Origin of the sequence: Acidovorax sp. LjRoot129, from assembly GCF_964253765.1 — a bacterium.
GTDB lineage: Bacteria > Pseudomonadota > Gammaproteobacteria > Burkholderiales > Burkholderiaceae_C > Acidovorax.
This window is the reverse complement of the sequence record NZ_CAXUSE020000001.1, coordinates 603409-627672: the sequence shown is the minus strand read 5'-3', so window position 1 is coordinate 627672 and position 24264 is coordinate 603409. Positions and strand designations below refer to the sequence as shown.

General features: G+C 66.7%; 20 protein-coding genes. 15 read left to right on the top strand and 5 right to left on the bottom strand.

Annotated features, from left to right (window positions below; genetic code table 11):
* Nucleotides 1-156: 156 nt before the first annotated feature.
* A complete protein-coding gene (locus tag ACSQ3Q_RS02990) occupies nt 157-1062 on the bottom strand; it encodes a general secretion pathway protein GspB (RefSeq protein ID WP_436132934.1) in 906 nt (301 codons plus the stop codon).
* 3 nt (nt 1063-1065) lie between these two features.
* Nucleotides 1066-2859, bottom strand: coding sequence for an AAA family ATPase (locus tag ACSQ3Q_RS02985; RefSeq protein WP_436132933.1), 1794 nt, complete (start codon nt 2857-2859; stop codon nt 1066-1068).
* Nucleotides 2860-3254: 395 nt separating this feature from the next.
* Here ACSQ3Q_RS02985 and ACSQ3Q_RS02980 point away from each other — a divergent pair, with 395 nt between their 5' ends.
* The 9 genes from ACSQ3Q_RS02980 (at nt 3255) to ACSQ3Q_RS02940 (ending at nt 14864) form a co-directional block, all read left to right on the top strand.
* Nucleotides 3255-5201 carry an AMP-dependent synthetase/ligase gene (locus tag ACSQ3Q_RS02980; protein WP_436132932.1) on the top strand — a complete coding sequence of 649 codons (1947 nt, stop codon included), beginning with the start codon at nt 3255-3257 and terminating at the stop codon, nt 5199-5201.
* Nucleotides 5202-5236: 35 nt separating this feature from the next.
* On the top strand, nt 5237-6022 hold the full coding sequence (locus tag ACSQ3Q_RS02975) for an ABC transporter ATP-binding protein (RefSeq protein WP_436136923.1): 786 nt from the start codon (nt 5237-5239) through the stop codon (nt 6020-6022).
* A 19-nt stretch (nt 6023-6041) separates the two neighbouring features.
* Nucleotides 6042-6971: a branched-chain amino acid ABC transporter permease gene (locus ACSQ3Q_RS02970; RefSeq protein WP_436132931.1), complete on the top strand. Its 930-nt coding sequence runs from the start codon at nt 6042-6044 to the stop codon at nt 6969-6971.
* A gap of 150 nt (nt 6972-7121) precedes the next feature.
* On the top strand, nt 7122-8198 hold the full coding sequence (locus tag ACSQ3Q_RS02965) for a branched-chain amino acid ABC transporter permease (protein ID WP_436132930.1): 1077 nt from the start codon (nt 7122-7124) through the stop codon (nt 8196-8198).
* Between the two features lie 46 nt (nt 8199-8244).
* Nucleotides 8245-9573 carry an ABC transporter substrate-binding protein gene (locus tag ACSQ3Q_RS02960; protein ID WP_436132929.1) on the top strand — a complete coding sequence of 443 codons (1329 nt, stop codon included), beginning with the start codon at nt 8245-8247 and terminating at the stop codon, nt 9571-9573.
* A 235-nt stretch (nt 9574-9808) separates the two neighbouring features.
* Nucleotides 9809-10618 carry an ABC transporter ATP-binding protein gene (locus ACSQ3Q_RS02955; protein ID WP_436132928.1) on the top strand — a complete coding sequence of 270 codons (810 nt, stop codon included), beginning with the start codon at nt 9809-9811 and terminating at the stop codon, nt 10616-10618.
* A 225-nt stretch (nt 10619-10843) separates the two neighbouring features.
* Entirely contained in the window at nt 10844-12091 is a 1248-nt protein-coding gene (locus ACSQ3Q_RS02950) for a phenylacetate--CoA ligase family protein (protein WP_436132927.1), read from the top strand.
* Between the two features lie 457 nt (nt 12092-12548).
* Entirely contained in the window at nt 12549-13538 is a 990-nt protein-coding gene (locus tag ACSQ3Q_RS02945; protein ID WP_436132926.1) for a tripartite tricarboxylate transporter substrate-binding protein, read from the top strand.
* Between the two features lie 306 nt (nt 13539-13844).
* Nucleotides 13845-14864 carry a Bug family tripartite tricarboxylate transporter substrate binding protein gene (locus ACSQ3Q_RS02940; RefSeq protein WP_436136922.1) on the top strand — a complete coding sequence of 340 codons (1020 nt, stop codon included), beginning with the start codon at nt 13845-13847 and terminating at the stop codon, nt 14862-14864.
* Nucleotides 14865-14922: 58 nt separating this feature from the next.
* On the opposite strand, the gene ACSQ3Q_RS02935 is transcribed toward ACSQ3Q_RS02940, so the two are convergent.
* From ACSQ3Q_RS02935 to ACSQ3Q_RS02925, 3 genes are all read right to left on the bottom strand, one after another.
* Nucleotides 14923-15312: a nuclear transport factor 2 family protein gene (locus ACSQ3Q_RS02935; protein ID WP_436132925.1), complete on the bottom strand. Its 390-nt coding sequence runs from the start codon at nt 15310-15312 to the stop codon at nt 14923-14925.
* 210 nt (nt 15313-15522) lie between these two features.
* A complete protein-coding gene (locus tag ACSQ3Q_RS02930; protein WP_436132924.1) occupies nt 15523-15840 on the bottom strand; it encodes a DUF1840 domain-containing protein in 318 nt (105 codons plus the stop codon).
* 26 nt (nt 15841-15866) lie between these two features.
* Entirely contained in the window at nt 15867-17135 is a 1269-nt protein-coding gene (locus tag ACSQ3Q_RS02925) for a class I SAM-dependent methyltransferase (RefSeq protein ID WP_436132923.1), read from the bottom strand.
* A 122-nt stretch (nt 17136-17257) separates the two neighbouring features.
* On the opposite strand from ACSQ3Q_RS02925, the gene ACSQ3Q_RS02920 reads away from it, so the two are divergent.
* Genes ACSQ3Q_RS02920 through ACSQ3Q_RS02895 form a run of 6 tightly spaced genes read left to right on the top strand, consistent with a single transcriptional unit; the run spans nt 17258 to nt 24261 of the window.
* Nucleotides 17258-19621: a bifunctional salicylyl-CoA 5-hydroxylase/oxidoreductase gene (locus ACSQ3Q_RS02920; RefSeq protein ID WP_436132922.1), complete on the top strand. Its 2364-nt coding sequence runs from the start codon at nt 17258-17260 to the stop codon at nt 19619-19621.
* Between the two features lie 2 nt (nt 19622-19623).
* Nucleotides 19624-20115, top strand: coding sequence for a MarR family winged helix-turn-helix transcriptional regulator (locus tag ACSQ3Q_RS02915; RefSeq protein ID WP_010462889.1), 492 nt, complete (start codon nt 19624-19626; stop codon nt 20113-20115).
* Nucleotides 20112-20966, top strand: coding sequence for an enoyl-CoA hydratase family protein (locus ACSQ3Q_RS02910; RefSeq protein ID WP_436132921.1), 855 nt, complete (start codon nt 20112-20114; stop codon nt 20964-20966). The genes ACSQ3Q_RS02915 and ACSQ3Q_RS02910 overlap by 4 nt, the downstream gene beginning before the upstream one ends.
* Nucleotides 20967-20970: 4 nt before the next feature.
* Nucleotides 20971-22188 carry an acyl-CoA dehydrogenase family protein gene (locus ACSQ3Q_RS02905; protein WP_436132920.1) on the top strand — a complete coding sequence of 406 codons (1218 nt, stop codon included), beginning with the start codon at nt 20971-20973 and terminating at the stop codon, nt 22186-22188.
* Between the two features lie 4 nt (nt 22189-22192).
* Complete coding sequence (locus ACSQ3Q_RS02900) at nt 22193-23857, top strand: AMP-binding protein (RefSeq protein WP_436132919.1); 1665 nt, start codon at nt 22193-22195, stop codon at nt 23855-23857.
* On the top strand, nt 23857-24261 hold the full coding sequence (locus tag ACSQ3Q_RS02895; RefSeq protein WP_436132918.1) for a RidA family protein: 405 nt from the start codon (nt 23857-23859) through the stop codon (nt 24259-24261). Before ACSQ3Q_RS02900 ends, ACSQ3Q_RS02895 begins: the two co-directional genes overlap by 1 nt.
* The last annotated feature ends 3 nt before the right edge of the window (nt 24262-24264 follow it).

The following is a 24264-nucleotide window of genomic DNA, read 5'->3' as shown; positions in this document are numbered from 1 at the left end:
AACGGCGGTACGGTAGCCGTGGCGTTAGTCACGCTGGTGCGCTGCGTGCACGGCGGGCGCGTAGGTGCGCAAAGAGACTTTGCACATCACTCACTTTTTGATAGCTACTCACGCCTACCAAACAAGAGCTAGAGGCCAATTTGGCTTAAATTCTGGCTACTGCGAGGCCACCGCATACCGGTAGCCGCGGAACGTCCAGACCGTGCGGCCCGGTTCGATCTTTTCCAGCAGCAGGCCCGGCGCGGCCTGGTCGCCTTCGTGCAGCACCTGTCCGTTGACGATGGCCATGCGGTACACCGGGTTGCTGGAGTGCGTGGCTCCCGACACCTTGAGGGCGGGCAGCTGCGAACGCACGGACTCGGGCAGGTCGCCCTGTGCAAACACGGGGCTGGACGGAGGAGCGGCGGCGGCAGGTGGCTCGGCTGCCGAGCCGGGCGCGGCCGAGCCTGCGGGCGCGTTGGCGGACCCGGCATGGGGCGCGGCGGCCGCGGCGCGTGCGGGAGTCTCGGGCCGCTGGCGAGGTGGCTCGGGTGGTGCATTGCGCGCGGCGGGGGGTTGCGCGGGAGGGGCTGCGGCAGGCCGCTCGCGCGGTGGCGGCGGCGGGCGCTTGTCGGCCGCGCGCGGCGGCTCTGGCAAGGTCTGCGGAGCAACAACGGCGGGTGCAGGCGACACCACGGCCGGCGCGAGGGGGGCCAAGGGCGCAACCGAAGTGGCGGGGCTGGTGGCCGCAACCGGCGCCTGTGCAGTGACAACCGGGGCGGGCGCCACTGGAGTCGGCTGGGCTGGCACGGCCACAGGCTGCGCGCCCGGTGCAGGCGCCGCCGCCACCACCGCCGTGGGTGCATCGCGTTGCATCACCCACCAGGTGCCAGCCACCGCCACGACGGCCACCGCCGCGGCCGAGGCCACGCCAATTCCGAGACCAGACAGGCCCGACAGCCCCGCGCGGCCCGCCACCGGGGTGGATCCGCCCGCGGGCGCGGCCTGGGTGTGCAGGCCGGGCACAGCGCCCCGGCCCCGTTCGGCGTCCGCGCGCCGCAGCGCATCAAGGATGTAGGACATAGATCAGTTTCCGTTGCGCAGGCGTGGTTCGTTCACGCCGGTGGCGCGGTTGAGCAGCATGAGGGTCAGGGGTCCAGCGCGGCCGTCGGGCGTCACGCCCTGGGCCAGCTGAAAGCGGTGGATGCGCGACTGGCGCAGTGCAGGTGTCACCGCGCGCGCGGGCGCAGCGCCCGTGCCGCCCGCGGCCTTGCTGGCCAGTTGCTCGTCGAGCCAGGCTGCGCCGGTGGGCGAATCCGCAATGTCGCCCCGCTCCGGCATGCCGGCGGGCGTGCGCCACAGCGTGGCGATCTCGCCGCGCCAGACCTGCGCCAGCTCGGCGACCGGTACGCGCAGCGTGCGGCCCGCGCCCTCCAGCGTGGCGGTGTCGGCGTCCAGGCCACGCAGCACCACAGAGACCGGCGCTTCGGCATCTTCAGCTGCGTACAGCGCCAGCAGCACGGGCCGGTCGATCTGGCGCACGAGGTTAAGGCCGGCGCGGCGGTTGCGGTAGCAGCGCAGGCCCTCGCGCGGCAGTGTGGCGCAGGCGTCGGCACTGGCCGGCAGGCTCACGCCCCAGGCCGAGGCCAGGGCTTGCCAGGCGCCAGTGTCACCCGCCGGCTGGGCCAGCACAAATTGTTCGAGTGCGGTGGGCGTCGCAGCGGCCGACGCGGCCATTGCTGCCGAAGCGCCTTGCGCAGGCGTGCTGGCTTGTGAAGCCGCCGGCGACGCAAGCCCGCCGGGCCGCGCACCCGAAGCGGCAGCGATGGCCGCAGCCGGCGCGCCCGGCCGCGCGTTGGCAGCGCCCGGCGCGGACGCAGTGCCTTGCGCCACAGGCGCAACTCCGCCACCGGCCCCACCCACGGGTGGCACGGGCCACAAGCCCAGCGCCCAGCCGGCCACAGCCACCGCCGCAGCGCCCGCCACTGCGCCCAGCCCGGCCGACGCCCAGCGCGGCATCACCGAGGTGCGCGCGTCGCGCAGAGCCTGGGCCGACGCCGGCGCATCAAACACCTCGCGTGCCGCGCGGTTTACGATGGCCCGCGTGACCTGGCGCGCGCCCGCGGCGTAGGCGCCGAGCAGCGCGCGGTCACACAGCAGGTTGATGCGCCGCGGCACCCCGTGCGAGAGCGTGTGCACGCGCTGGATGGCGCGCCGGTCGAATGGCAGCGGCCCGTTGAGCCCGGCAACCGCCAAGCGGTGGGCGATGTACTGCTGCGTTTCCGCCGACGTCAGCGCGTCGAGGTGAAAGCGCGCAATCACGCGCTGCGCCAGCTGCTCCATCGACGGCTGCGCCACCATGGCCCGCAGCTCGGGCTGGCCGATGAGGATGATCTGCAGCAGCTTGCGCTCACTGGTCTCGAGGTTGGTGAGCAGGCGCAGTTGCTCCAGCACGTCGGCCGCCAGGTTCTGTGCCTCGTCGATGATGAGCACGTTGTTGCGGCCCGAGGCGTGCGCGGCCAGCAGCGATGCGTTGAGCGGGTCGATGCAGTCCTTGACCGTCTCCACGCCCGGCACCGCCGGCTTGTGCGGCACGCCAAACTCGTCGCAGATCGAGCGCAGCAGCTCGCCGACGGTGAGCTTGGGGTTGAAGATGTAGGCCACGTTGCAATTGGCCGGAATCTGCTCAAGAAAGCATCGGCACACCGTGGTCTTGCCCGTGCCCACTTCGCCGGTCAGCAGCACAAAGCCGCCCCCTGCGTCCAGCCCGTACAGCAGGTGGGCCAGCGCCTCGCGGTGTCGCTCACTCATGAACAGATAGCGCGGGTCTGGTGCGATGGAAAACGGGGGATGCTGAAGACCGAAAAACGGGGCGTACATGGCTTGAGGATACCGCCGTGGGATGAAGCAGCCGCTGGGGGTGGCGGCCGGTCCCTTGCGAGGGGCAGAACGAGCCGCCCGCAGCGCCGCGTCTGCAAAAGCGCGCACCTCCCGTCACTCCGCAAAACGGCGCGGGCCGGCACCGGCCGCACTGCGCTGTTTCGGCCGTGGGTAGCACCCGCAAACCGCCTCTCGCGCAGAGGGGAGGGTTTCACCCAGTGAGGAGTTTCCCGTAAATTGTCGTCGGCAAGACAAGATGACGTCAAAGTGGGTCCTAGCATTGGTCTCAACGCGCTGCCCTGTGCACTGTTTCACCACAGCGAACCCGGCTCACCGTCACTGGATTGACGCCGCCACAGGCTTCCCTTGTCGCCCTTTTCACACCGAGGACCGGAATGAAAACCACGTTCCCCCAACTGCTGCTCCAGCACGCCGCCGAACGCCCCACGGCGCCGGCCCTGCGTGAAAAAGAGTACGGGATCTGGCAGACCCACACCTGGGCAGCCCTGGCGCAGTTGGTGGAACAGGTGGCCGCCGGACTGCACCAGGCGGGCCTTCAGCGCCACGAGCACATGGTGGTGATCGGCGCCAACCGCCCGCGCCTGTACGCCACCATGCTCGCCGCCCAGTCGCTGGGCGCCATCCCGGTGCCGCTGTACCAGGATGCGGTGGCTGCGGAATGCATCTTCCCGCTCAACAATGCCGAGGTGCGCTTTTGCCTGGTGGAAGACCAGGAGCAGGTCGACAAGATGCTGGAGATCCGCGAGCAGTGCCCGCAGATTTCGAACATCTACTTCGACGACCCGCGCGGCCTGCGCAACTATGCCGAGCAGGGGCTGGGCTCGCTCGACGCCCTGATCGAATCCGGCGCAGCCTACGTGGCCGAACACCCCGAGTGGTTCCGCACCGAAGTGGCCAAGGCCCGCCCCGACGACGTAGCGGCGATGTTTTTCACCTCCGGCACCACGGGCAACCCCAAGGGCGTGGTCCACACCCACAGCACGCTGCTGGACCGCGCCTCGGCCGGTGCCGAGTTCGACAAGCTCACCAGCAGCGAAGAAGTGCTGGCCTATCTGCCACCCGCCTGGATCGGGCAGAACATCTTCAGCTATGCCCAGTGGCTGGCCTGCGGCTACGTGGTCAACTGCCCCGAGTCGGCCAGCACGGTGACCATCGACCTGAAGGAAGTGGGCCCGACCTACTACTTCGCCCCACCCCGCATTTTTGAAGGCCTGCTGACCAGCGTGATGATCCGCATGGAAGACGCGGGCACCATCAAACGCAAGATGTTCGAGGCCTGCATGGCCGTGGCAAAACGCGTGGGCCCTGCCCTGATGGACGGCGAGCCCGTGGGCGCCCTGGACCGCATCAAGTACGCGCTGGGCAACGTGCTGGTGTACGGGCCGCTGCGCAACAACCTGGGGTTCAACCGCGTGCGCGTGGCCTACACCGCAGGCGAGGCCATTGGCCCGGACCTGTTCACCTTCTACCGCTCCATCGGCATCAATTTGAAGCAGCTCTACGGCTCCACCGAGACCGCCGTGTTTGTCTGCCTGCAGCCCGACAACCAGGCCCGTGCCGACACGGTGGGCGTGCCCATCCGCGGCGTGGAGATCAAGGTCGCCGACAACGGCGAGATCCTCGTCAAGTCCGCCGGCCTGCTCAAGGAGTACTACAAGAACCCCGCGGCCACGGCCGAGGTGCTCACGGCCGACGGCTGGTACCACACCAGCGACGCGGGCTTCCTGGACGCGCAGGGGCACTTGAAGATCATCGACCGCGTGAAAGACGTGGGCCGCATCAAGGGCGGCGCCAACGACGGCGCCATGTTCGCGCCCAAGTATGTGGAGAACAAGCTCAAGTTCTTCCCGCACATCAAGGAAGTGGTCGCCCTGGGCGATGGCCGCGAGAAGGTGTGCGTGATGGTCAACATTGACTTCGACGCCGTGGGCAACTGGGCCGAGCGCCGCAACCTGCCGTATGCCGGATACACCGACCTGGCGCAAAAGCCCGAGGTGTACGAGCTGATCCGCGAGTGCGTGGAGAAGGTCAACGCCGACCTCGCCACCGACACCATGCTGGCAGGCAGCCAGGTCAGCCGCTTCCTGGTGCTGCACAAAGAGCTGGACGCCGACGACGGCGAACTGACACGCACCAACAAGGTCCGCCGCGGCTTCATTGCCGACAAGTACGGCGTGCTGGTCGAAGCCCTGTACGCGGGCCGCACCGAGCAGTTCATCGAGACCCAGGTCAAGTTCGAGGACGGCCGCACCGGCAGCGTGAGCGCCACGCTCAAGCTGTCAGACACCAAGACCTTCACCCCCGTCAAGAGCGCCGCATGAAGCCCGCGCTCTACCCGCCCGAGAAGCCACACGCCATGACCACCAAGAAGATCGGCGACGTCATCCTGGACGTCAAGAACATCAGCCTCCGGTTTGGCGGCGTGAAGGCGCTCACCGACATCTCGTTCAACGTCAAGGAGCACGAGATCCGCGCCATCATCGGGCCCAACGGCGCCGGCAAGAGTTCCATGCTCAATTGCATCAATGGGGTGTACACGCCGCAGGACGGCTCCATCACCTTCCGCGGCCAGACCTTCTCGCACATGAACTCGCGCCAGGTGGCCGAGATGGGCGTGGCCCGCACGTTCCAGAACCTCGCGCTGTTCAAGGGCATGAGCGTGATCGACAACATCATGACCGGCCGCAACCTCAAGATCAAAAGCAACCTGCTGCTGCAGGCGCTGCGCTGGGGACCTGCCGAACGCGAGGAGATCGCCCACCGCGAGAAGGTCGAGCACATCATCGATTTCCTCGAAATCCAGGCCTTTCGCAAGACCCCCGTGGGCCAGTTGCCCTACGGCCTGCAAAAGCGCGTGGACCTAGGCCGGGCCCTGGCCATGGAGCCGCAGGTGCTGCTGCTCGACGAGCCCATGGCCGGCATGAACGTCGAAGAAAAGCAGGACATGTGCCGCTTCATCCTGGACGTGAACGACGAGTTCGGCACCACCATCGTTTTGATCGAGCACGACATGGGCGTGGTGATGGACATCAGTGACCGCGTGGTGGTGCTCGACTACGGCAAGAAGATCGGCGACGGGACACCCGACGAAGTGCGCAACAACGAAGACGTGATCAGTGCCTATCTGGGCACCAGCCACTGAAATCCAGGAGACAGACAACATGGCATTTTTTCTGGAAACACTCATGGGCGGCCTGATGGCCGGCATGCTGTATGCGCTGGTCGCGCTGGGCTTCGTGCTGATCTTCAAGGCCTCGGGCGTCTTCAACTTCGCGCAGGGTGCGATGGTGTTGTTCGCGGCGCTGGCGATGGCGCGCTTTTCTGAATGGATTCCGCAATGGACGGGACTGGACAACAAGATCGTCGCCAACGTGCTGGCGTTTTTGATCGCAGGCGTTGTCATGTTCGTGTCCGCCTGGGTCATCGAGCGGCTGGTGTTGCGCCACCTCGTCAATCAGGAAGGCGCCACGCTGCTCATGGCAACGCTGGGCATCACGTACTTCATGGAGGGCCTGGGCCAGACGCTGTTTGGCAGCGAGATCTACAAGATAGACATCGGCATGCCCAAGGACCCCGTTTTTCTGCTGGAGTCCATGTTCCAGGGCGGTGTGATGGTGAACCAGGAGGACATGATCGCCGCCGCCATCGCCGCAGCGCTGGTCGTGGCGCTGAGCCTGTTCTTTCAAAAGACCAGCACCGGCCGCGCGCTGCGCGCCGTGGCCGATGACCACCAGGCCGCGCAATCCATCGGCATTCCGCTCAACCGCATCTGGGTCGTGGTGTGGTGTGTGGCCGGCATCGTGGCCCTGGTGGCCGGGATGATCTGGGGCAGCAAGCTGGGCGTGCAGTTCTCGTTGACCACGGTGGCGCTGCGTGCGCTGCCGGTGGTGATCCTGGGCGGGCTCACCTCGGTGCCCGGCGCCATCATCGGCGGGTTGATCATCGGCATGGGCGAAAAGCTCTCCGAGGTGTACCTGGGGCCGTTCGTGGGCGGGGGCATCGAAATCTGGTTCGCCTATGTGCTGGCGCTCGTGTTCCTGCTGTTCCGGCCCCAAGGGCTGTTCGGCGAAAAAATTATTGATCGCGTATGAAATACGCGACCGTTAATTTTTCGAAGGAGGCACAACGCGCACCGCGCGTTGTCCGCGGGGCCGAAGGCGCCGCGTGGCACCGCAGGTGCACCCCCGTGCAAAAGATCATCGATCGCGCCTAACCCATCACAAGAACAACAGGAGACTTCCATGCTCTACCGCGAAAACGGCCAGTTCAAGACGAGCTACCGCGCCGACCAGCAGATTTTCCCCATCGCGCAGGACCGCATCGCCATCGCGCTGATCCTTGCCCTGGCGTTCGTCGGCGTGCCGCTGATGGCCAGCGACTACATCTACAGCGCCATCCTGATCCCCTTTGTCATCATGTCGATGGCGGCACTGGGGGTGAACATTCTGGTGGGCTACTGCGGCCAGATTTCGCTGGGCTCGGGTGCGTTCATGGCCGTCGGTGCGTATGGCGCCTACAACTTCTTCATGCGCGTGCCGGGCATGCCACTCATCCCTGCGCTGATTTTGGGCGGGTTGTGTGCCACAGCGTTCGGCATCCTGTTCGGCCTGCCCAGCCTGCGCGTCAAGGGCCTGTACCTGGCGGTGGCCACGCTGGCCGCACAGTTCTTCAGCGACTGGATGTTTCTGCGCATCAAATGGTTCACGCTGGACAACGCGTCGGGCTCAGCCTCCGTGTCCAAGCTGCAGCTGCTGGGCCTGCCCATTGAGAGCGCCGTCAGCAAGTACGTCTTCTGCCTGGCGCTGCTCGTGGTCGTCGCGTTGCTGGCCAAGAATCTGGTGCGCGGTGCCATCGGCCGCGAGTGGATGGCCATCCGCGACATGGACGTGGCCGCATCCGTGATCGGTATCCGCCCCATGTACGCCAAGCTCACGGCCTTTGCGGTAAGCAGCTTCATCATCGGCGTGGCAGGTGGGCTGTGGGCCTTTATCTACCTGGGCGCATGGGAGCCGGGCGCGTTCAACGTGGACCTGTCGTTCAAGCTGCTGTTCATGGTCATCATCGGCGGCATGGGCTCCATCATGGGCAGCTTCTTTGGCGCCGCTTTCATCGTGGTGCTGCCGATTGCGCTCAATCAGTTCCTGCCCTTCCTGGCCGGCCTTGTAGGCCGCAGCATCACCACCACCGCCGCCTCGCACACCGAGCTGATGATCTTCGGCGCACTGATCGTGTGGTTCCTGATCGTGGAGCCCCACGGCCTGGCCAAGCTGTGGTCGATGGGCAAGCAGAAACTGCGCATCTGGCCTTTCCCCCACTGATTTCCCCCGTGCTTCACACCATAAACCCGTTCACAAGGAGACAACCATGAAGCTATCTCAACTCATGATCGTAGCCACCGTCGCCCTCGCGGCGGCGGTTCCGGCCACGAGCGCCCTGGCACAGGAAAAGCAGCAATACATGCCAGTGCTGTCGTACCGCACCGGCCCCTACGCGCCCAACGGCAACCCCATTGCCAACGGCATCGTGGACTACTACAAGCTCGTCAATGCGCGCGGCGGCATCAACGGCGTGAAGCTGCTGATCGAGGAATGCGAAACCATGTACGACACCGCGCGCAGCGTGGAGTGTTATGAGCGCCTGAAGAACAAGAATGGCGGCGCGGCGGTGATCCAGCCCTGGTCCACCGGCGCCACCTACGCCATCACCGAGAAGGCGCCCACGGACAAGATCCCCTTGGTCACGTTGGGCTATGGCCGCAGCGAAAGCGCCGACGGCACGGTGTTCAAGTGGAACTTCCCCGTGGCCGGCAATTACTGGGTCGCCGGTGATGTGCTGGTGCAGGCCATCGGCAAGGCCGAAGGTGGCTTGGACAAGCTCAAGGGCAAGAAGATCGCGCTGGTCTACCACGACAGCCCCTTCGGCAAGGAGAGCCTGCCCATCCTGCACGAGCGTGCCCGGATGCACGGCTTCACGCTGCAGGAGCTGCCCGTCACGGCACCGGGCGTAGAGCAAAAAGCCACCTGGCTGCAGGTGCGCCAGAACCGCCCTGACTACGTGATCCTGTGGGGCTTTGGCGTGATGAACTCCACCGCGCTCAAAGAAGCGCAGGCCACCGGCTATCCCCGGGAAAAAATGTACGGCGTGTGGTGGTCGGGTGCCGAGCCGGACGTGCGCGACGTGGGCGATGGCGCCAAGGGCTACAACTCGGTGGCCCTGCAAAACAGCGCGGACTACGACGCCAAGGTCGTCAAGGAAACCCTGGAGAAGGTGTATGGCAAGGGCCAGGGCACGGGCTCCAAGGACGAAGTGGGCCAGGTGCTGTGGCTGCGCGGTGCGATGAGCGCCATGCTCACCATCGAAGGCATCCGCGCTGCGCAGGAGCGCTTCGGCAAGGGCAAGGTCATGACCGGCGAGCAGGTCCGCTGGGGTCTGGAAAACCTGAACCTCGACCAGAAGAAGCTGGACGCACTGGGCTTTGCGGGCGTGCTGCGCCCGATCAGCACCTCCTGCCAGGACCACATGGGCGCGTACTGGGCACGCATGCAAACCTGGGACGGCAAGGCCTGGAAGATCACCAGCGACTGGATGCAGGGCGACGAGCAGATCATCAAGCCGATGGTCAAGGCCGCCGCCGCCAAGTACGCAGCGGAAAAGAAGCTGACGCCACGCACGCCAGCTGATTGCCAGTCTTGATTCGGTACATCCCCCTGAGGCGCTGACGCGCCTTCCCCCTTCTCTCGAATCGCGTTGCGATTCGGGAAGGGGGACAACGCCAGCGCGGCGGGGCGGCCCTTGCGCGGCGTTCCTGGCCTCAGCCGCGACAGTTTTCACGGCCAGTGGTCAGCGGTTGCCTCTACCGGGGCAGCCGCCAATCCAAAGCATTGCGAGCTACCGCAGCTCTTTGGATTGGCACAGCGAAGGCAACATCATGGAACCGAAAAACATCGTTCTCAACGTCAACGGCATCGAGGTCATCTACAACCACGTGATCCTGGTGCTCAAGGGCGTCTCGCTGCAGGTGCCGCAGGGCTCCATCGTGGCCATCCTGGGGGGCAACGGGGCGGGCAAGACGACCACACTGCGCGCCATCTCGAACCTGCTGCAGGGCGAACGCGGCGCTGTCACCAAGGGGAGCATCGAGCTGCGCGGCGAGCGCATCGAAAACCTGTCGCCTGCCGACCTCGTCAATCGCGGCGTGGTGCAGGTGATGGAGGGACGGCATTGTTTTGCGCACTTGACCATTGAAGAGAACCTGATGACGGGCAGCTACACCCGCACCAGCAAGGCCGAGATCGCGGCCAACCTGGAGAAGGTCTACAACTACTTTCCGCGCCTCAAGACCCGGCGCACCTCGCAGGCGGCGTACACGTCGGGCGGCGAGCAGCAGATGTGCGCCATCGGCCGCGCGCTGATGGCCAACCCGAGCATGGTGCTGCTCGATGAACCCTCGATGGGCCTCGCGCCGCAGATCGTGGAGGAGGTTTTCAACATCGTGAAAGACCTGAACACCAAGGAGAAGGTCACCTTCCTGCTGGCCGAGCAGAACACCAACATGGCGCTCAAGTATTCGGACTACGGCTACATCATGGAAAGCGGCCGCGTGGTGATGGACGGCGCCGCGAGGGACCTGGCGAACAACGAGGACGTGAAGGAGTTCTACCTGGGCGTGGGGGGCGGGGAGCGCAAGAGCTTCAAGGATGTGAAGAGCTACAAGCGCCGCAAGCGCTGGCTGGCGTAGCCCCCCTGTGTCGCCTTCGGCGCCTCCCCCCCCCGAGGGGGGACGCACCCGGTGGCCTGGCAAAGCCAGTTCCACGGGTGCGCTGGGACGGGCAGTGGCAGTTTTTGTCGTGGTGCCGCAAACAAGACCATGTCGTTCATTACTCCTGATTTCATAGCTATCAGTGCTTGATAGACAAGCGCTAGAGGCCAATTTCATTCAAAAACATCGCAGAGGACCCATGGCATGAGCACGTTTTACGACGCCCTGGAAACCCGCAGCCCGCAGGAGCGCGAGGCCGCGCTGATGGCGGCGCTACCCCAGCAGATTGCCCATGCGCAGCAGGCCAGCCCTGCGTTCGCCGACATCCTGGCGGGCGTCGACGCCCACGCCGTGACGGGCCGCGCGGCATTGGCCAAGCTGCCTGTCACCCGCAAATACGAGTTGCTGGAACGGCAGCAGGCACGGCGCGCTTCCAACGTTTTTGGCGGCTTTTCCGCGCTGAGTTTTGGAGCGGGCATGCCCCGCGTGTTTGCCAGCCCCGGCACCATCTACGAACCCGAGGGCACGCGGCGCGACTACTGGCGCATGGCGCGTGCGATCTACGCGGCTGGCTTTCGGCCCGGTGAGCTGATCCACAACAGCTTCAGCTACCACTTCGTGCCCGCAGGGTCGATCATGGAAACCGGCGCACATGCGCTGGGCTGCACGGTGTTTGCGGGCGGCACGGGCCAGACCGAGCAGCAGGTGCACGCGATGGCCGAGCTGCAGCCTGCGGGCTACGTCGGCACGCCCAGCTTCCTCAAGATCATTGTCGAGAAGGCTGCCGAGATGGGCGTGCCACTGCCCAGCGTGACCAAGGCGCTCGTCTCCGGCGAAGCCTTTCCGCCCTCGCTGCGCGACTGGTTTGCCGAGCGCGGCATCGCGGGCTACCAGTGCTACGCCACGGCCGACCTGGGCTTGATTGCGTATGAGACCCCCGCCCGCGAAGGCCTGGTGCTCGACGAAGGCGTGATCGTCGAGATCGTGCGCCCTGGTACCGGCGACCCGGTGCCCGAGGGCGAGGTGGGCGAACTGGTGGTCACCACGCTCAACCCCGACTACCCGCTGGTCCGTTTTGGCACCGGCGACCTCTCGGCCGTGCTGCCCGGCACCTGCCCCACCGGCCGCACCAACACGCGCATCAAGGGCTGGATGGGCCGCGCGGACCAGACCACCAAGGTGCGCGGCATGTTCGTGCACCCCGGCCAGGTCGCTGCGGTCGCCAAACGCTTTCCGCAGGTGCTGCGCGCGCGGCTGGTGGTCAGCGGCGAGATGGCCAACGACCAGATGGTGCTGCAGGTGGAGACTGCGGAAACGGCCGAGGGCCTGGCGCGCCAGCTGGGCGATGCGATCCGCGAAGTGACCAAGCTGCGCGGCGAGGTCCAGATGGTGGCGCCAGGAACCCTGCCCAACGACGGCAAGGTGATCGAGGACGCGCGCAGCTACAAGTAGCCGCGCCGGGGGCCCTGCCGCAGCGCGCGCAGGCTTCGCGGACCGCGGGCGTGAGGGGCACGGCCTCATTCCAAGTCTGCAGCGGCTGGCATAAGCGCCGCCCTCGGGGGACCAGCTGGGGCGCGCTGGGCCCGCTGGCGAAGCGGCTGCGGTGCGCCTGCCCAGCGCAAGTGCTTTACACGAGGACGTTGGCACGCCGGGCGCAGCCCAGGCGACTGGACCCGCTCTCGGGCGTTCTGCGAGCGTGTTTCTGCGCTCCACATGCCCATTTGCCGAGACCGGGAACTGCAGTATTTACCCTAATCATTGCTCTATTTTTAGTAGCACCAAGCCCTTTATCCATAAGCGTTACCGGCCTGTTTCACTTAAAGACCATGCCAGTGGTGGGCTACGTAATATCCGCAATGTTTCGGCAAATCCCCCTGGCTATCATGGCCCGTCATTTACAGGAGAGACCATGAAGAAGATGCTGAAACTCGCGCTGATCGCTGCCGCTGCAGCCGCTGCCTTTGGCGCCAGCGCCCAAGAGTTCCCCGCCAAGGACAAGACCATCACCATCGTGGTTCCTTACGCGGCAGGCGGCCCCACCGACCGCGTGGCGCGCGACCTGGCCGAGGCCATCCGCAAGCCCCTGGGCGGCGTGAGCGTGGTGGTGGACAACTCCGCCGGCGCCGGCAGCTCCATCGGCTCTGCCAAGGTGGCCCGTGCCACACCCGACGGCTACACCCTGCTGCTCAACCACGTGAGCATGGCCACCATGCCCACGATGTACCGCAAGCTGGCCTTCAACGTGGCCAACGACTTCGAATACCTGGGCGTCATCAATGACGTCCCCATGACGCTGATCGCGCGCCCGTCGATGCCCGCGAACAACTACAAGGAACTGGCTGCCTGGCTGCAGCAGAACAAGGGCAAGATCAACCTGGGCAACGCCGGCCAGGGCTCGGCTTCGCACCTGTGCGGCCTGATCTTCCAGAGCGCACTGCAGATCGACATGACGGCTGTGCCGTACAAGGGCACCGCACCCGCCATGACCGACCTGATCGGCGGCCAGATCGACGTGCTGTGTGACCAGACCACCAACACCACCTCGCAGATCGAAGCCAAGAAGGTCAAGGCCTATGCCGTGACCACCAGCAAGCGCCTGACCACGCCGGCCCTGAAGGACCTGCCCACGCTGGCCGAATCCGGCGTGAAGGACTTCAACGTGACCATCTGGCACGGCCTGTATGCGCCCAAGGGCACGCCCGCCGACGTGCTCAAGAAGATCAACGACGCCCTCAAGGTCGCCTTGAAGGACCCTGACTTCATCAAGAAGCAGGAAGGCCTGGGCGCCGTGGTCGCCAACGACAAGCGCGTCGAGCCCGCCGAGCACAAGAAGTTTGTGCTGGCCGAGACCGAGAAATTCGGCGTCGCGATCAAGGCTGCAGGGTCGTACGCCGACTGATCTGCGCACTGACCGCCTGCCCGCCTGCAACTTGGCGGGTTGCCACGCACCAGCCACCGCGCCCTTGGCCCGGTGGCTTTTTTGCGTCTGCCGCTTCCATCCGCATTGCAGTGCGCGCGCTGCGGGTAATCCATGTGAACCCTGCGCGCCAGCGCGCGTAAAAAAGGGGTACGACAGCATTTCGCTGCGCCCACACACCCACACGAAAGCCCGCCCATGGCGCACCCGCAATCAGCCCCCCACCACGCAGCACGCACCAGCGCCCAAGTTCAGGCCCGCGCGTCCGCGCGCAGCCGCCGCAAAGCCATGGCGCTGGCGTTCACCCTCAGTGCCGTCGGCGCCCTGGCGCTGGCTGCGGCGGGGTCGCTGCTGGCCCCGCGCTCAGCCCATGCCCAGGCGTCCGGCGGCTGGCCCACCAAGCCCGTGCGCATTGTTGTGCCGTTTGCGCCCGGGGGCACCACGGACATCCTGGCCCGCGCCATGGCGCCGGAGTTGAGCCGCGCGTTTGGCCAGCAATTCATCGTGGACAACCGTGCCGGCGCAGGCGGCAACGTCGGCGCCGATATCGTGGCCAAGTCGCCTGCCGACGGATACACGCTGCTCATGGGCACGGTGGGCACCCACGGCATCAACCGCGCGCTGTATGCCAAATTGCCCTACGACCCCATCAAGGATTTTGTGCCCATCACCATGGTGGCTGCGGTGCCCAATGTGATGGTGATGAACGCGGACAAGGCCAAGGCCCAGGGCATCACCAACGTGCAGGATTTCATCCGTGTGGCCAAGGCCAGCCCGGGCAAGATGAACATGGCGTCGAGCGGCAACGGCACATCGATCCATCTGGCGGGCGAGCTGTTCAAGAGCATGACGGGCACCTTCATGCTGCACCTGCCCTACCGCGGATCGGGCCCTGCGCTGCTGGACATGGTGGCGGGCAATGCCGACGTGATGTTCGACAACCTGCCGTCATCCATGGCGCAGATCAAGGCGGGCAAGCTCACTGCGCTGGCAGTGACCAGCTCGGAACGATCCAGCGCCCTGCCCGATGTGCCCACGGTGGAGCAGGCCGGCGGGCCCACCCTGAAGGGCTATGAGGCCAGTTCCTGGTTCGGCCTGCTGGCCCCCGCCGGCACGCCGCAGGACATCGTGAACCGCATCCAGCAGGAAGTCGCCAAGTCGCTGGCCACGCCAGCGATCAAGGAACGGCTGGTGGCCCAGGGCGCCATCCCTGGCGGCAACACACCGGCCGATTTTGCCAAGCACATCGACAGCGAACACAAGAAGTGGGCGCAGGTGGTGAAGACGTCGGGGGCGAAGGTCGACTGACGCGCGGGGGATCGCAAGCTACGGCCCCAGCCGCCAGCCATCGGGGGCCTGTTGTGGGTCAGGCCGCGGTGGCACCAGCCTTGCGCAGCAGGCGCTTTTCGCCCGTGGCGAACGAGGCCCGCTGGATCCGCCCGCTGGCGACCTCATACACGCACAACATCTCCAGCGTCCCGAGGCCTTCCGGGAAGTTGCGCGTGATCAATTCGAAGTCCACCACCACGCTACCCATCACCGTGCGCGACAGCAGCCGGGCCCGCAGGTCGGGCTCTGCAAACCGCGCGAGAAAACGCGGCCGCAGGGCTGCGTGGCCTTGGGCGAGCAGTTCGCCATGCAGCACGTGCTGTTGCGCGTCGGGGGCATAGGTGGCCAGCAGGGCCTCGATATCCTTGGCGTTGTAGGCATCGAGCTGCGCCTGCACCACGGCAAGCGGCGATGTGTGATCGATCATGGATGTTCGGAGAAACAGGACGGGGCGAGGCTACTTCGATAGAGCCAGGCCTCAGAGCGAAGGATACGAAGCGACGGGATTGAGGAAGCGGGTCCGGCTACCTGCGCCGGCGCGGCGGCTCCGGCATGCGCCGGCAAGTCACCGCCCCGCCGGCAGCACACGCCAGCGTCCAGCGGTGCTTGTCCGGGCTGGCCAGCGGCAGTGCGGCGCCTACACTCCCCAGACGACGTCCACATTCTCTGCCGCACTGCGTCGCAGCATGTCGATCAGCGGCGTGACCCGCTGGCGCAGGCGCACCGCCTCGGTGCTTTCCTCGGCCGTGGTCTCCTCTGCGCCGTCGTCGGATGGCGGCTGCGTTTCTTCGGCGGCCACAGCCGCTTCCAGCGCGGCAATGGCGGCAGGGATCTGCGCAGCGGTCACGATGCCACTGGCACCCGGCGCCTTGCCCATGATGGTCACGATCTGCCGGCCCTGCGGCTCCAGCATGATCAGATCGGCGGCGGCGCGGGACTTGAATTTGTAGAGCATGTCGAGACGTTCCTTGGGTTGTCGGGTCAGTGCGGGTACATGTACCCGCGGGTGAAAGGGTAGGCAGATTGTGCGCCGGGCATGGCCCCGGTGGCCGTGTCGCCGTCGGGCTTGGTGGCCAGCATTTGGTGCAGGGCCATCCAGCCCCGCTCGAACCCCAGCGCACTGCCCGCGAGATACAGGCGGTACGCACGCAATACCTTATCGCCCCGGTCTGCGCCCGACTGTGCGGCGAGCACCTCGCGCGCCGCCGGCAACCGGGCCTCGAGCGCGTCGGACCACGCCCACAGCGTGCGCGCGTAGTGCGGTCGCAGGTTCTCGGTGTCGACCATCTCCAGGCCCGCACGCGCCATATCGTGCAGCACCGCACTCACGTGAATGAGCTCGCCGCCCGGGAAGATGTACTGCTCGATGAACTCGCCCATGCCCGCGCCCAGGTGCGCGTTGTCCACCGCGCCGGCGGTGATGCCGTGGTTCAGCACCAGTCCGCCGGGCCGCAGCAGCTGCGCTACGGTGCCGAAGTACCGGCCCATCTGCGCGCGTCCCACGTGTTCGAACATGCCCACCGAGGCGATCTTGTCAAAGGGGGCGTCGGGCCGCAGCTCGCGGTAGTCGCACAGCAGCACGCGCACCCGGTCTTGCAGCCCCCGCTCCCCAATGAGACGCTGCACATGCGCGTGCTGGTTGCGTGACAGCGTGATGCCCGTCGCATCCACACCGTAATGCTCGGCAGCCCACAGCAGCAGGCCACCCCAACCCGCGCCAATGTCCAGAAAACGCTCGCCGGGCGACAGGCGCAGTTTGCGGCAGATGTGGTCGAGCTTGGCCTCCTGCGCCTGGTCCAGCGACATGCCGGCATCGGGGAAGTACGCACACGAATACACCCGCCGCGGGTCCAGCCAAAGCGCATAGAAGTCGTCCGAGAGGTCGTAGTGGAACTGCACCTGGCGCGCGTCGTGCACCAGCGTGTGCGCCGCCATCGACCGCGCGCGGGCCAGCACGCGCTGCCACCAGCTGTGGTGCTGGTCCCGCGCCGGGTCGCGCGTGAGCAGGCCCGCAGCCGCCGCCATCAGGTCGCGCATGCCTCCTTCCAGCGCAACGCGCCCTTCGACGATGGCTGCGCCTACGTTGCCGATCTCGCCGGTGGCGAGGGCCACCAGCGCCAGGCGGTCCCGAAACCGCAGCAGCACCGCGGGGTCGCGCGCACCCAGCTGCTGGCCAGCGGGCAACTGCACGGCCATGGGGACCGGCAGGGCCGCCAGCCGTCCCTCCAGGGTGTCGAGAAGCTGCTTCATGCGTTTCATTCTTGGCGGGTTGCTGCACTGCGTCAACCGCAGCGCCTTGGGCCTTGGCCCCGCCGAGGGGCGCCGGGAAGGCCCCATTGACAGCAGTTTGTTTAGGCCTAAACTATTTTCCCATGAACATCCTCTGCATTGGCGGCGGGCCCGCAGGCCTGTACTTCGCACTGCTCATGAAGCAGCAAAACCCTGCCCACCGGGTCACGGTGGTGGAGCGCAACCGGCCCTTCGACACCTTCGGCTGGGGCGTGGTGCTGTCCGACCAGACGCTGGAGAACCTGCGCGCGGCCGATGCGCCCTCGGCCGTGCTCATCGGCGATGCGTTCAACCACTGGGACGACATCGAGGTGTTTTTCAAGGGCCGCAGCGTGCGCTCCTCGGGCCACGGCTTTTGCGGCATCGGGCGCAAGCGGCTGCTCAATATCCTGCAGGACCGGTGCCTGGCAGTGGGCGTGGAGCTGGTGTTCGAGACCGATGTGGCCGACGAGCAGGCGCTGGCCGCGCAGTACGACGCCGACCTGGTCATCGCCAGCGATGGCCTCAACAGCCGCATCCGCACCCGCTACGCCGCCACCTACCAGCCCGACATCGACCTGCGCCAGTGCCGATTTGTGTGGCTGGGCACACACAAAAAACTGGACGCTTTTACCTTTGCTTTCGAGCAGACCGAGCACGGCTGGTTTCAGGCGCACGCCTACCAGTTCGACGCCCACACCTCCACCTTCATCATCGAGACACCCGAAGCGGTGTGGAAGGCGCACGGCCTGGACGCCATGGAGCAACCCGAGGCGATTGCGTTCTGCGAGAAGCTGTTTGCCAAGTACCTCGACGGGAACGCCCTCATCAGCAACGCCACGCACCTGCGCGGCTCGGCCAACTGGATTCGTTTTCCGCGCGTGATCTGCAACACCTGGGTGCACCGCGAGACCGTGGGCGGCAAGCGTGTGCCCATCGTGCTGATGGGCGACGCGGCGCACACCGCGCATTTCTCGATTGGTAGCGGCACCAAACTGGCGCTGGAAGACGCGATCGACCTGGCCAACGAATTCGCCACCGATCTGCCCATCGACGAGGTGCTCACCCACTACGAGGCGCGCCGCAGCGTGGAGGTGCTCAAGATCCAGAACGCCGCGCGCAACTCCACCGAGTGGTTCGAGAACGTGAACCGCTACACCGGCATGGAGGTGGAGCAGTTCGCGTACTCGCTGCTCACGCGCAGCCAGCGCATCAGCCACGAGAACTTGCGGCTGCGCGATGCGGCGTGGCTAGAAGGCTACGAGGCGTGGCTCGCCGGGGGCAAAGCGGCCATTCCCCCGATGCTCACACCGTTCACGCTCAAGGGAATCACGCTCAAGAACCGAATCGTCGTCTCGCCCATGGCCACCTACAGCGCGGTCGATGGCGTGCCGCAAGACTTCCACCTGGTGCACCTGGGCGCGCGGGCCCTCGGCGGCGCGGCGCTGGTGATGGTGGAGATGACCAGCCCCACGCCCGAGGGCCGCATCACCCCCGCCTGCACAGGCCTGTGGAACGACGCGCAGCAGGCCGCGTTTGCGCGCATCGTGCACTTCGTGCACGGCAGCAGCACCGCCAGGATCGGCCTGCAGCTGGGCCACAGCGGGCCCAAGGGCTCGACCCGCGTGGGCTGGGAGGGCACGGACGAGCCTCTGCCCGAGGGCAACTGGCCCCTGCTCGCCGCCAGCGCGCTGGCCTACGGCGAGCAGAACCAGGCCCCCGCCGCGATGACCCGCGCCGACATGGACCGGATGACCGCCGCGTTTGTCGACAGCGCACGGCGCGCAGTCGCCTGCGGCTTCGACTGGCTGGAACTGCACTGCGCACACGGCTACCTGCTGGCCAGCTTCATCAGCCCCATCACCAACCAGCGCACGGACGAATACGGCGGCAGCAGCATCGACAACCGCTGCCGCTACCCGCTCGAAGTGTTTACCGCCGTGCGCGCCGTGTGGCCTGCTGACAAGCCGCTGAGCGTGCGCATCTCGGCCCACGACTGGGCGCCGGGCGGCACTACGCCGGACGATGCAGTGCAGATTGCCCGCCTGTTCAAGGCCGCCGGAGCCGACCTGATCGACGTGTCGTCCGGCCAGACCACACGCGCCGCCAAGCCCGTGTACGGCCGCATGTACCAGACGCCGTTTGCCGACCGCATCCGCAACGAGGTGGGCATTGCCACCATGGCCGTGGGCGCGATCACCGAGGCCGACCACGCCAACAGCATCATTGCCGCCGGCCGCGCCGACCTGTGCGCCATCGCCCGTCCGCACCTGGCCGACCCGGCCTGGACGCTGCACGCCGCCGCTCAGCTGAGCCCTGTGGCCGCCGCACACACCGACTGGCCCGTGCAGTACGCCAGCGGCCGCGACCAGATGCTGCGCGAGATTTCAAAGCAAAAACAGGTCGCAGCGCTAGCTGCACAAGCACTTTCAGCTACTAAAAACAGAGCATCCGAGGAAGAAGGCTGACCATGGACCTCGAAGCCCGCCTGCACGGAGCGGCCCCCAGCGAACACCCAGAAGCGCTGCGCCTGTGGCTGCGCCTGCTCACCTGCACGCAGCTCATCGAAAAACAGGTGCGCAGCAACCTGCGCGCGCAGTTCGACACCACGCTGCCGCGCTTCGACCTGATGGCGCAGCTCGAACGCGCGCCGGACGGTATGAAGATGAAAGAGCTCTCGCGCCGCATGATGGTGACGAGCGGCAACATCACCGGCATCACCGACCAGCTGGTAGCTGAGGGCCTGGTGGAGCGCCTGGACGTAGAGGGCGACCGCCGCGCGTACCTAGTGCGCCTGACGCCACAAGGCCGCCAGCAGTTCAACGACATGGCGCGCCAGCACGAGCAGTGGATCGTGGAAGCGTTTGCCACGCTGGGCGAACGTGACATTGCCACCTTGCACCGCCTGCTGGGCAAGGTGAAAGAACACACACAAGACAACTCTTTGGAGACAGCCGAATGAAACACTTCATCGGGGCCAGCAACCCCATGCGCGAGCAGTTCAACCCCCAGGCCGGCTACGTCGCTGAACACTTTGCCTGGAGCTTCGATGCTGGCGTGGGCACCGTCACGCTCAACCGGCCGGACCGCAAGAACCCGCTCACCTTCCAGAGCTATTCGGAGCTGCGCGACTTCTTCTACGCGCTGCGCTTTGCCACCGACGTGAAGGCCATCGTCGTCACCGGCGCGGGCGGCAACTTCTGCTCCGGCGGCGACGTGCACGAGATCATCGGCCCGCTGACCACTATGACCATGCCCGAGCTGCTGGAGTTCACGCGCATGACCGGCGACCTGATCAAGGCGATGCGCGCCTGCCCGCAGCCCATCCTGGGCGCCATCGACGGCATCTGCGCCGGTGCGGGCGCGATGATGGCGCTGGCCTGCGACATGCGCTACGGCACCGAGGCGACCAAGACGGCCTTTCTCTTCACCCGCGTGGGCCTGGCAGGTGCCGACATGGGCGCCTGTGCGCTGCTGCCCCGCATGATCGGCCAGGGCCGCGCCAGCGAACTGCTGTTCACCGGCCGCGCGATGACGGCGCACGAGGGCCTGGCCTGGGGTTTCTTCAACGATCTGTTCGACAGCGCCGACCTGCTGGCCAACGTGCAGGCCACGGCGCGCACGCTGGCCGACGGCCCCACCTTTGCGCACGGCATGACCAAAACCATGCTGAGCCAGGAGTGGAGCATGACCATCGAGCAGGCCATCGAGGCCGAGGCGCAGGCGCAGGCGATTTGCATGCAGACCGAAGACTTTCGGCGTGCGTACGAGGCGTTTGCTGCCAAGCAAAAGCCTGTGTTCCAGGGGGACTGAGAAGATGCACGTAGCAACGCCCCCCGCCCCCCGCCCGCCATCGACGGCGCACCTGGCCCTGCCCTTCTTTGACGACGCCCACCGCGCGCTGGCCGAGGGCCTGGTGCCCTGGGTTGGCGCGCAGCAGGTCGATGAAACCGACGACCGCGCTGCTTGCCGTGAGTGGGTGAAACGGTTGGGTGCAGGCGGCTGGCTGCGCTACTGCGTGCCCGCAGAACACGGCGGCGCACTGCCCGCACTCGACTCGCGCGCGCTGGTGCTGCTGCGCGAGACACTGGCCTACCACTCGCCGCTGGCGGATTTTGCGTTTGCCATGCAGGGGCTGGGCAGTGGCGCCATCACGCTGGCGGGCAGCCCGGCGCAGCAGGCGCACTACCTGCAGGGCGTGGCGCGCGGTGAGCTGATCGCGGCGTTCGCGCTCAGCGAACCCGAAGCGGGGTCCGACGTGGGTGCTATGCAAACAATAGCTACTAGCGCTTATCCATCCAGCGCTAGCGGCCAAAAAGACTTATATTCCCTCACCGGCACCAAGACCTGGATCAGCAACGGCGGCATCGCCGACTTCTACTGCGTGTTCGCCAAGACCGACCCGGCCGGCGGCACGCGGGGCATCAGCGCCTTCATCGTCGACGCGGACACGCCGGGGCTGGACGCCTCGCGCCACATCCACGTGATGGCGCCGCACCCGCTGGCCACGCTGCAGTTCACCGATTGCAAAGTGCGTGGCGATGCGCTGCTCGGCGAAGAGAACGGCGGCTTCAAGCTGGCCATGCGCACGCTCGACATCTTCCGCGCATCGGTGGCCGCCGCCGCGCTGGGCATGGCGCGCCGTGCACTGGCCGAGGCGGTGCACCACGCACGAACACGCCGCATGTTCGGCCAGACGCTGGCGGACTTTCAGCTCACGCAGGCCAAGATTGGCGAGATGGCCGCGCTGGTGGACAGCGCCGCGTTGCTGACCTACCGCGCGGCCTGGCTGCGCGACGAGGGTGAAAAGCGTGGCGGCACCCGCGTCACGGCCGAAGCGGCGATGGCAAAAATGACAGCTACCGAAAACGCCCAGCGTGTCATCGACATGGCACTGCAACTGCACGGCGGGCGCGGCGTGGAAGTCGGCAGCAAGGTCGAGTCGCTGTACCGCGACATCCGCTCGCTGCGCATCTACGAAGGCGCCACCGAAGTGCAGCAACTCATCATCGGCAAGGCCGTCCTGCAGGAGTGATCCCATGAAAGCCTCTTCCGCACCCTCCGCCCAGCCCGACCATTTCGTGCACGACCGCCTGCCACCCGCATCCGCCTTGCCGACCATGCGCTACGACCTGCCCGAACTGCAGATCGCAGACCAGGCCAACCTGGTGCTCGCCCTGTTCGAACAGGCCGAGCGCGCCGGCCACAACGACCGGCCCCTGCTGCGCGGCCCGCACCGCACCTACACCTACCGCGACGCCTGGACCGAGGCCGCGCGCATTGCCGAAGTGCTCACACAGGACCATGGCCTCGTGCCCGGCAACCGCGTGCTGCTGCGCGGCGGCAACACGGTGGAGATGGCACTGGCCTGGCTGGGCACCGTCTACGCCGGCCTGGTCGCGGTGGCCACCATGCCGCTGCTGCGCGCGGGCGAGCTCGCCAGCATCATCGAACGCGCGCAACCCACGCTAGCACTGTGCGACGGCCGCCTGCTGGCCGAGCTGCAGGCGGCGCAGGCGCAGCAACCGGTGCTGACCACCGCCGTGACCTTTCACACCGCGCCCGACGCCGCCGACCTGGTCCAGCGCGCCCAGGCCAAGCCGGGCACTACACCGCCCTGTCCCACATCGGCCGACGACATCGCGCTGATGGCTTTTACCTCGGGCACCACGGGCGCGCCCAAGGCGGCGGTGCACACCCACCGCGACGTGCTGGCCGCCTGCGAGGCCTGGCCGCGCCACGTGCTTAAGGCCACGCCCGACGACATCGTGGCCGGATCGCCGCCGCTGGCCTTCACCTTCGGGCTGGGCGGCCTGCTCGTGTTCCCGATGTGGGCCGGGGCCAGCGTGTACTTCCCGGACCAGCCCTACACACCCGAGACCATGGTCACGCTCATGCGCGACGCGGGCGTCACCATCTGCTACACCGCGCCCACCTTCTACCGGCAGATGGCGCCGTTCGCCCAGCAGATCGGCCTGCCGCAGCTGCGCATCAGCGTGAGCGCCGGCGAGGGCCTGCCCGACGCCACGCGCCAGCTATGGAAGAACGCCACCGGCATCGACATGACGGACGGCATCGGCGCCACCGAGATGTTCCACATCTTTGTCTCGTCGGCAGGCGGCGAAACACGCCCCGGCGCCATCGGCAAGGTCGTGCCCGGCTACACCGCCAAGGTGGTGGACGACGATGGCCATGAGGTGCCACTGGGCACCGTGGGCAAGCTCGCCGTCGTCGGCCCCACGGGCTGCAAGTACCTGGACGATCCGCGCCAGGCCAAGTATGTGAAGGACGGCTGGAACTACCCCGGCGATGCGTTCACGCAGGACGCCGACGGCTACTTCTTCTACCAGGCGCGCGACGACGACATGATCATCACCGCCGGCTACAACGTGGGCGGTCCCGAGGTTGAAGACGCCCTGCTGCGCCACCCGGCCGTGGCCGAATGCGGCGTGATCGGCGTGCCCGACGAGGAGCGCGGCATGGTGGTCAAGGCCATCTGCGTCTTGAAGCCCGGCCATACGGGCGATGCGGCCATGGTCAAGACGCTGCAGGACCATGTGAAAGCGACCATCGCCCCGTTCAAGTACCCACGCGTGGTGGAGTTTGTCACGGCCTTGCCCCGCACCGAGACGGGCAAGCTGCAGCGCTTCAAGCTGCGCCAGGGTGCGGCGCACGCTCCTTCTTCCTCGACAAAAGCAATATGATGAAAAACACCCTTTTGCAACCCGAGGGCTGGCTCGCGCCCAAGGGCTACGCCAACGGCGTGGCCGCACGCGGCACGATGGTTTTTACCGGCGGCCAGATCGGCTGGAACGCGCAGCAGCAGTTTGAGAGCGATGACTTCATCGACCAGACGCGGCAGACCCTGCTGAATGTGCGTGCGGTGCTGGAGGCCGGTGGTGCAGGGCCCGAGCATCTGGTGCGGCTGACCTGGTATGTGGTGGACCGCAAGGAATACAACGCGCGCTTGAAGGAGCTGGGCGCCGTGTACCGCGAGGTGCTGGGGAAGCACTTTCCGGCGATGGCGTGTGTGCAGGTGGCCGGCCTGATGGAGGAACGCGCAAAGGTGGAGATCGAGGCCACGGCGGTGGTGCCGGACGCGGTTTGACGA

What these genes read in the sequence shown, in the direction of transcription:
- ACSQ3Q_RS02990 (WP_436132934.1), bottom strand. Translation starts at nt 1,062, where the DNA reads ATGTCCTACATCCTTGATGCGCTGCGGCGCGCGGACGCCGAACGGGGC.
- ACSQ3Q_RS02985 (WP_436132933.1), bottom strand. Translation starts at nt 2,859, where the DNA reads ATGTACGCCCCGTTTTTCGGTCTTCAGCATCCCCCGTTTTCCATCGCA.
- ACSQ3Q_RS02980 (WP_436132932.1), top strand. Translation starts at nt 3,255, where the DNA reads ATGAAAACCACGTTCCCCCAACTGCTGCTCCAGCACGCCGCCGAACGC.
- ACSQ3Q_RS02975 (WP_436136923.1), top strand. Translation starts at nt 5,237, where the DNA reads ATGACCACCAAGAAGATCGGCGACGTCATCCTGGACGTCAAGAACATC.
- ACSQ3Q_RS02970 (WP_436132931.1), top strand. Translation starts at nt 6,042, where the DNA reads ATGGCATTTTTTCTGGAAACACTCATGGGCGGCCTGATGGCCGGCATG.
- ACSQ3Q_RS02965 (WP_436132930.1), top strand. Translation starts at nt 7,122, where the DNA reads ATGCTCTACCGCGAAAACGGCCAGTTCAAGACGAGCTACCGCGCCGAC.
- ACSQ3Q_RS02960 (WP_436132929.1), top strand. Translation starts at nt 8,245, where the DNA reads ATGAAGCTATCTCAACTCATGATCGTAGCCACCGTCGCCCTCGCGGCG.
- ACSQ3Q_RS02955 (WP_436132928.1), top strand. Translation starts at nt 9,809, where the DNA reads ATGGAACCGAAAAACATCGTTCTCAACGTCAACGGCATCGAGGTCATC.
- ACSQ3Q_RS02950 (WP_436132927.1), top strand. Translation starts at nt 10,844, where the DNA reads ATGAGCACGTTTTACGACGCCCTGGAAACCCGCAGCCCGCAGGAGCGC.
- ACSQ3Q_RS02945 (WP_436132926.1), top strand. Translation starts at nt 12,549, where the DNA reads ATGAAGAAGATGCTGAAACTCGCGCTGATCGCTGCCGCTGCAGCCGCT.
- ACSQ3Q_RS02940 (WP_436136922.1), top strand. Translation starts at nt 13,845, where the DNA reads ATGGCGCTGGCGTTCACCCTCAGTGCCGTCGGCGCCCTGGCGCTGGCT.
- ACSQ3Q_RS02935 (WP_436132925.1), bottom strand. Translation starts at nt 15,312, where the DNA reads ATGATCGATCACACATCGCCGCTTGCCGTGGTGCAGGCGCAGCTCGAT.
- ACSQ3Q_RS02930 (WP_436132924.1), bottom strand. Translation starts at nt 15,840, where the DNA reads ATGCTCTACAAATTCAAGTCCCGCGCCGCCGCCGATCTGATCATGCTG.
- ACSQ3Q_RS02925 (WP_436132923.1), bottom strand. Translation starts at nt 17,135, where the DNA reads ATGAAGCAGCTTCTCGACACCCTGGAGGGACGGCTGGCGGCCCTGCCG.
- ACSQ3Q_RS02920 (WP_436132922.1), top strand. Translation starts at nt 17,258, where the DNA reads ATGAACATCCTCTGCATTGGCGGCGGGCCCGCAGGCCTGTACTTCGCA.
- ACSQ3Q_RS02915 (WP_010462889.1), top strand. Translation starts at nt 19,624, where the DNA reads ATGGACCTCGAAGCCCGCCTGCACGGAGCGGCCCCCAGCGAACACCCA.
- ACSQ3Q_RS02910 (WP_436132921.1), top strand. Translation starts at nt 20,112, where the DNA reads ATGAAACACTTCATCGGGGCCAGCAACCCCATGCGCGAGCAGTTCAAC.
- ACSQ3Q_RS02905 (WP_436132920.1), top strand. Translation starts at nt 20,971, where the DNA reads ATGCACGTAGCAACGCCCCCCGCCCCCCGCCCGCCATCGACGGCGCAC.
- ACSQ3Q_RS02900 (WP_436132919.1), top strand. Translation starts at nt 22,193, where the DNA reads ATGAAAGCCTCTTCCGCACCCTCCGCCCAGCCCGACCATTTCGTGCAC.
- ACSQ3Q_RS02895 (WP_436132918.1), top strand. Translation starts at nt 23,857, where the DNA reads ATGAAAAACACCCTTTTGCAACCCGAGGGCTGGCTCGCGCCCAAGGGC.